We start from the raw sequence: 6,743 nt of genomic DNA, 5'->3' as shown, positions 1-6,743 counted from the left end.
CCCTTGAACAAATCTATGCATAGATTAAAAACCAGCTAGGTAGAAATAAGAGTAATATGCTCAAGGTTGACGGTTTAGCGTCAGCCGTCAATCTTCAAAAAAAAATTTTTATCCTTAACAAAAAACGATGAGAATCAATGATGCAGTCCCCAAACAAGGGTCCAAAAAGCGGCGACGCCGTGTAGGTCGTGGCATTGCCGCTGGTCAAGGGGCTAGCTGCGGTTTTGGAATGCGTGGTCAAAAATCCCGTTCAGGTCGAGGGACAAGACCTGGTTTTGAAGGGGGTCAGATGCCCTTATATCGCCGTATCCCCAAGTTAAAACACTTTACGGTCATTAACCCCAAACATTACACTACAATCAACGTAGGTAAGTTGGCATCACTTCCCGCCAATACTGAGGTAACTTTGGAATCCTTGTTGGAGACAGGTTTAGTCACCACCAATGATGGTCCATTAAAACTACTCGGTGATGGCGAGCTGAATGTGCCACTCAATATAAAAGCTGCTGCCTTTACAAGTGGTGCCCGCCAAAAAATCGAGGCGGCTGGTGGCAGCTGGGAAGTTATAGCTAAGTAACCCCTTTAGCCCTTATGCTCCTGTATCTTGAAGAGGTACCTTAAATGACTGTCAGTCGAGACAAAGCCCCAACTGCTCAAGAGACGTTTATGCAAATGGCTCAAGCGGCTGGCCTTAGAGGTCGGCTGCTTGTCACCGTTGGTTTGTTAATTTTAGCCCGCTTGGGTGTCTTTCTTCCTGTACCAGGAATTGATCGAGCCAGATTTTCAGCAGAACTCCAGAATAGCCCGTTTGTTGGTCTTTTGGACTTTTTCTCTGGTGGTGGTTTTTCCGCCCTAGGGATTTTTGCCTTGGGAATTTTGCCTTATATTAATGCTTCGATTATCCTACAACTGCTAACGGCAGCAATTCCTTCTTTAGAAAATTTGCAGAAAAATGAAGGTGAAGCAGGGCGTCGAAAAATCGGTCAGATTACCCGTTATGTTGCCCTAGGCTGGTCTGTGATTCAAAGTATTGGCTTATCGTTGTGGGCACAGCGCTTTGCTGTTGAACCAGGCGCATTCTTTGTGTTTGAAACTGTACTTGCCCTCACAGCTGGCTCTATGTTTGTGATGTGGCTATCAGAGTTAATTACCGAACGAGGTATTGGCAACGGAGCTTCACTATTGATTTTTGTCAATATTGTTGCTGTTTTGCCCCGCACCTTGGGTCAAACCATTGAACTGGCTCAGACCGGTGGTCGAGAAACGGTGGGTAAGGTAATTGTGCTGCTGTTAGTTTTCCTAGTCATGATTGTCGGTATTGTCTTTGTCCAAGAAGGAAGCCGACGAATTCCGATTATTACTGCCAGACGTCAAGTTGGTAAGCGCCTAATCCGGGAGCGGAAAAATTATTTGCCCCTAAGGCTAAACCAAGGTGGCGTGATGCCAATTATCTTTGCCTCAGCCGTCTTAATCCTACCCACATCCCTAGCTGGGATAACTAGTGGCGATAATAGCAATGGATTGTTAGGCTCAATCAATCAAGTCCTAATCCAGATTGCTAATTATCTGAACCCCAATGGTCAAACTCCTTGGGTCTATGTTGCTGTCTATTTAGTCTTGATTTTGTTCTTTAGCTACTTCTACGCCTCCCTGATTATAAACCCAGTAGATATGTCCCAGAATTTGAAGAAAATGGGGGCAAGTATCCCTGGTATTCGACCAGGAAGGGCTACGAGTGAATATATAGAAAGAGTTTTGAACCGACTGACCTTATTAGGAGCAATTTTCCTAGGACTGGTAGCTGTAGTACCAACTGCCGTCGAAAGCGCCACTGGTGTAACCACATTTAGGGGATTAGGTGCCACATCCTTGCTGATTTTGGTGGGGGTTGCCATCGATACAGCCAAGCAAATTCAAACCTACGTGATTTCCCAGCGTTACGAAGGTATGGTCAAGCAGTAAACCGATTGGGCAATGGGCGCAGCAGCTTTTTTAGGTGGATGAGCCTCAAATTTTCGGGTCAGTTGGTTGTTGTTCATTGCCTAGGACAAAAACCAACTGACACATTACCCATGACACATGACACATGAAGAGATTAATCTTTTTAGGACCTCCAGGAGCAGGGAAAGGAACTCAAGCCAAAATCGTGGCTGAACAACTAGGGATTCCTCACATTTCCACCGGGGAAATTTTGCGAGGGGCTGTAAGTGCTCAAACCCTCCTGGGTCAAAAAGCTCAGTCCTATATGGATAAAGGAGAATTGGTGCCTGACGAGTTGCTCATAGATCTGATCCGCGATCGCCTAAATCAACCCGATGCTCAAAAAGGTTGGATTTTAGACGGTTTTCCCCGTAACGTCAGCCAAGCCCATTTCTTGAATGACCTGTTGCAGGAGCTTGACCAAACTTTGGATGGTGCCATCAACCTGGAAGTTCCAGATCAGGTTTTGATCGACAGACTATTGGAAAGGGGTCGTAAGGAGGGACGTACAGATGATAATGAGGAAACTATCCGCACACGTCTTGAGGTCTATAACCATCAAACAGCTCCTTTGGTGGAATTTTACCGAGAACACTCAGCTTTAAAATCTATTAATGGTGATCTCTCCTTAGAGCAAGTCACAGAATCGATTAAACAAGTTCTAGGGTAATGATTTTAGGGTAAGCCCATGCCGAAAGCAGGAAACCACCTGCGTGGGGCAGGTCGGCCATCATCTGACCCTATTGTAGCGCTTTAGCTAATACCATTAGCCTAATACTTAGACTAATTTAGACTAATGGTTCCATCGGTGTAACCTATGCCTAGAGCTAGGCCAAGGGAAAAAGGCTTCCCTGACACCGCTACTCCAAAGTTGGTGGAAAAGTATTTTAGTTGGTATAATTTTGTATTTGATAAAATATGTTAAGACTCCCTGAATTAAATAATCAAAATTTAGAGCATACGGGGATAGTTGTATTGAGGTTAAAACAAGTTGGCTAAACAAGACTTAATTGAAATGGAAGGCACGGTGACTGAATCCCTGCCGAATGCCATGTTTAGGGTTGACTTGGACAATGGCTTTAATGTCCTAGCTCATATTTCCGGTAAAATCCGTCGGAATTACATCAAAATTCTGCCTGGAGACCGGGTCAAAGTTGAACTAACCCCCTACGATTTAACCAAAGGCAGGATTACCTACCGCCTGCGTAAGAAGTAAAACTAGCAGCGACTTCTGTTTTATTTAAAATAAGCTAAATTTGACAAGTCAACCTAAAAAAAGATATAATAACCAACTGCATTATGTCCAAAAAAAAGGCATGAAAGTTAGACCATCTGTCCGAAAAATGTGTGAAAAGTGCCGCGTAATTAAACGCCACGGTAGAGTTATGGTAATTTGCCCCAATCCCAAGCACAAACAGCGTCAGGGATAAACCTCAAATCCATACACTTAATCCATACATTTAATTTGTAGCACAAAACTTCAGTCAAGGGAGAAGCAAGCGTGGCTCGGATTGCCAGTGTAGACCTACCTCGCGATAAACGTGTAGAAATAGGTCTGACCTACATTTATGGAATCGGTCTGTCGCGGTCTAAAGAAATTTTAGCAGCAACAGGAGTTAACCCAGATACGAGGGTTAAGGATTTGACCGATGCGGAGGTGGCTGCCCTCAGAGCAGCTGTCGAAAAAAATTATCAGGTGGAAGGGGATTTAAGGCGCTGGCAGTCAATGAACATCAAGCGCCTAGTAGATATTGGTACCTATCGCGGACGTCGTCATCGCATGGGACTCCCCGTGAGAGGACAGCGAACCCGCACTAATGCCCGTACCCGTCGCGGTAGACGAGTGACTATCGCTGGAAAGAAAAAAGCACCGGCTAAGAAGTAATAGCTCTAGTCAGCCCAACTATCCACCCCAGGTTTTTGGTCATTGGTCATTCGTCAAAAGTAACTGCCAGGAGACCTTCTGTTAGTGACTTTTGACAAAAGACTTTGGACAAAAGACTTTCGAAAAAATTGTAATGGTTACTCAACCCCAAGATAATTAATCACCTATAGAGTAAAGTCAAGTGACATGGCGCGACCAACTAAAAAAGGTGGTACAAAAAAGCAGAAACGCAATGTACCAAATGGAATAGCATACATCCAGTCTACGTTCAATAATACTATCGTCACCATTTCTGACACCAAAGGGGATGTAGTCTCTTGGGCTTCAGCTGGCTCTAGTGGATTTAAGGGGGCAAAAAAAGGAACTCCCTTCGCTGCTCAGACCGCTGCTGACAGTGCTGCCCGACGAGCCATAGACCAAGGTATGCGTCAGGTGGAAGTGATGGTGAGTGGACCAGGAGCAGGTCGAGAAACCGCTATTCGGGCCCTGCAAGGAGCCGGACTGGAAATCACCCTAATCAGGGATGTAACTCCAATTCCTCATAACGGCTGCCGTCCACCCAAACGGCGTCGAGTATAAGAGTATATTTTTTGCGACCGTTAGGTTGAAAGGAAAGTAGCTTGAAAGGAGGAGGTTCAATACGAACTTCTTACCCTTTTTACCCTTTGGCTTACTATCCCTTCAACCTGTATTCGGTTAAAGGGGTCTTATGAATAGAGGGAGGTCACTCTGTGGCGCAGTTTCAGATTGAGTGTGTAGAATCCAAAACACTGAAGAACCAAAGTCAGTATAGCAGATTTGTCCTAGAGCCTCTCGAACGTGGTCAAGGCACAACGGTTGGCAACGCCCTCAGACGAGTTTTGCTGTCCAACCTAGAAGGGGCAGCAGTGACCGCTGTCCGGATTGCTGGCGTAAACAATGAGTTTGCCACAATTGAGGGAGTCAGAGAGGATGTCCTGGAAATTATGCTGAATATGAAGGAAGTTGTCCTCAAAAGCTACACCTCTCAACCTCAGATAGGTCGAGTGATGATTACTGGGCCATCCACTGTGAGAGCTGCTCAGTTTGATTTGCCCTCGGAGGTGGAAATTATTGCTCCAGGTCAGTATGTTGCTACCTTAGCAGAAGGGGCTAAGCTGGAAATGGAGTTCCGCATCGAAAAAGGTACAGGATATCGCTCTGTGGAACGAGGGCATGATGAATCAACAGCGGTAGATTTCCTCCAGATTGACTCTGTGTTCATGCCGGTGACTAAAGTAAATTACAGCGTTGAGAATACTCGCATTGATGGTGCTCTGGAAAAGGACCGCTTAACGTTAGAGGTCTGGACCAATGGTAGTATAACTCCCCAAGAAGCTCTATCTCAAGCGGCTGGTACCCTCGTGGATCTGTTCAATCCTCTCAAGGATATTAATCTCGAATCTATTAAAGATGACTATGGTGATGATGACGATCCGACCAGCCAAATCCCGATCGAAGAATTACAACTCTCGGTTCGGGCTTACAACTGCCTGAAACGAGCACAGATAAATTCTGTATCCGATTTGCTCGATTATAGTCAGGAAGACCTCCTAGAAATCAAAAACTTTGGTCAAAAGTCGGCTGAAGAAGTGATTGAAGCTCTGCAACGACGTCTAGGAATTACACTGCCCCACGAAAAATCCGCTAAGACTTAACCACAACAATTAAACTTAAGGGACTGGAGAATTAGCAACTAGCTAGTCTAAACCCTAGAAATAAAGGCAAATTTTGTTCAAAAAAAAGGAGGAAGCTAAAAAATGCGTCACGGGCGTCGTGTGCCAAAACTGGGCAAGCCAGCAGATCAACGTCGGGCTCTGATGAGATCCCTGACCACTGAATTACTGCGTCATGGTCGAATCACTACCACTAAAGCTCGGGCAAAAGCCATTCGTTCGGAGGTGGAGCGGATGATTACCCTGGCCAAGGATGGTTCCTTGGCATCCCGACGTAGGGCAATTGCCTATCTCTACGACAAAAAGTTAGTTCACTCCCTCTTTGCTGAGGTGAAAACGCGATATGGCGATCGCAATGGCGGATATACCCGAATTCTGCGCACGGTGCGGCGTCGTGGTGATAATGCTGAAATATCTATTATTGAACTAGTCTGAGGCAATTAACCATTAAAGCAATTAACCATTAAAAATGTCAATTGTTAATCGTTAATCCATGATGTCTGCCAACGATGCTAAAGCTATCCAGCGAATTGCCCTGGTTATTCAATACCTGGGTAATAACTTTTATGGCTGGCAGCGACAACCACAGCATCGCAGTGTTCAGTCGGAAATCGAAACAGTTCTGTCCACCGTGCAACAGCGAGCCATAACCCTATATGGTGCTGGTCGTACTGATACAGGGGTTCACGCTGCTGCCCAAGTCGCTCATTTTAATGCCACAGGTCCGATACCAGCCCATCGCTGGGCAGCGATACTCAATAGTAGACTGCCAGAGGATATATTAGTCCGAGCATCAGCATTAGTATCACCAGACTGGCATGCTCGGTTTAGTGCCATCTGGCGTCGTTATCGATACACAATCTATACCGACGCCTGCCCTAACTTGTTTGTGCAACCCTTTTGTTGGCACTATTATCAAGCTCCCCTTGATGAATCCCTGATCCAGGCAGCCTTAAAACCATTGCTGGGTAAGCATCACTTGGCAGCCTTTCACCGAAGCAACTCGGGGCGATCGCATTCCTGGGTAAATGTGCAAGCAGCCGAATGTTACCGCAATGGACCATTTATTCATATAGAAATTCAAGCTAACGGATTTCTATATGGTATGGTGCGTCTGTTGGTAGGAATGCTAGTACAAGTGGGCATAGGGAAGCTAACCCCAGAACAGTTTACTGACATCTGGG

10 protein-coding genes are annotated in these 6,743 nt (G+C 45.6%); all 10 read left to right on the top strand.

Translation table 11 applies throughout. The annotated features are described in order from the left end of the window. The first annotated feature begins 127 nt into the window (after positions 1-127). Positions 128-577: a 50S ribosomal protein L15 gene (rplO, locus tag F6K52_RS29445; protein ID WP_070390675.1), complete on the top strand. Its 450-nt coding sequence runs from the start codon at positions 128-130 to the stop codon at positions 575-577. 44 nt (positions 578-621) lie between these two features. After that, positions 622-1,962, top strand: a complete 1,341-nt coding sequence (gene secY, locus F6K52_RS29440) for a preprotein translocase subunit SecY (RefSeq protein ID WP_293087091.1) — start codon at positions 622-624, stop codon at positions 1,960-1,962. A 124-nt stretch (positions 1,963-2,086) separates the two neighbouring features. Beyond that, positions 2,087-2,650 carry an adenylate kinase gene (locus F6K52_RS29435; RefSeq protein ID WP_293043879.1) on the top strand — a complete coding sequence of 188 codons (564 nt, stop codon included), beginning with the start codon at positions 2,087-2,089 and terminating at the stop codon, positions 2,648-2,650. A 321-nt stretch (positions 2,651-2,971) separates the two neighbouring features. Continuing rightward, positions 2,972-3,196, top strand: a complete 225-nt coding sequence (gene infA, locus F6K52_RS29430) for a translation initiation factor IF-1 (RefSeq protein WP_008191178.1) — start codon at positions 2,972-2,974, stop codon at positions 3,194-3,196. Positions 3,197-3,296: 100 nt separating this feature from the next. After that, positions 3,297-3,410 carry a 50S ribosomal protein L36 gene (rpmJ, locus tag F6K52_RS29425; protein ID WP_075895709.1) on the top strand — a complete coding sequence of 38 codons (114 nt, stop codon included), beginning with the start codon at positions 3,297-3,299 and terminating at the stop codon, positions 3,408-3,410. Between the two features lie 71 nt (positions 3,411-3,481). After that, entirely contained in the window at positions 3,482-3,865 is a 384-nt protein-coding gene (gene rpsM, locus F6K52_RS29420; protein WP_293087088.1) for a 30S ribosomal protein S13, read from the top strand. Between the two features lie 186 nt (positions 3,866-4,051). Continuing rightward, positions 4,052-4,444: a 30S ribosomal protein S11 gene (gene rpsK, locus F6K52_RS29415; protein WP_008191167.1), complete on the top strand. Its 393-nt coding sequence runs from the start codon at positions 4,052-4,054 to the stop codon at positions 4,442-4,444. 152 nt (positions 4,445-4,596) lie between these two features. Then, positions 4,597-5,541 carry a DNA-directed RNA polymerase subunit alpha gene (locus F6K52_RS29410; RefSeq protein WP_008191164.1) on the top strand — a complete coding sequence of 315 codons (945 nt, stop codon included), beginning with the start codon at positions 4,597-4,599 and terminating at the stop codon, positions 5,539-5,541. 102 nt (positions 5,542-5,643) lie between these two features. After that, positions 5,644-5,994: a 50S ribosomal protein L17 gene (gene rplQ, locus F6K52_RS29405; RefSeq protein ID WP_075895707.1), complete on the top strand. Its 351-nt coding sequence runs from the start codon at positions 5,644-5,646 to the stop codon at positions 5,992-5,994. Positions 5,995-6,055: 61 nt separating this feature from the next. Beyond that, the coding region (gene truA, locus F6K52_RS29400; RefSeq protein ID WP_293087084.1) for a tRNA pseudouridine(38-40) synthase TruA at positions 6,056-6,743 on the top strand (688 nt) is incomplete at its 3' end.

Source organism: Moorena sp. SIO3H5, from assembly GCF_010692395.1.
GTDB lineage: Bacteria > Cyanobacteriota > Cyanobacteriia > Cyanobacteriales > Coleofasciculaceae > Moorena.
Note: the sequence above shows the minus strand (reverse complement) of the source record. Positions and strands in the feature narration are given on the sequence as shown.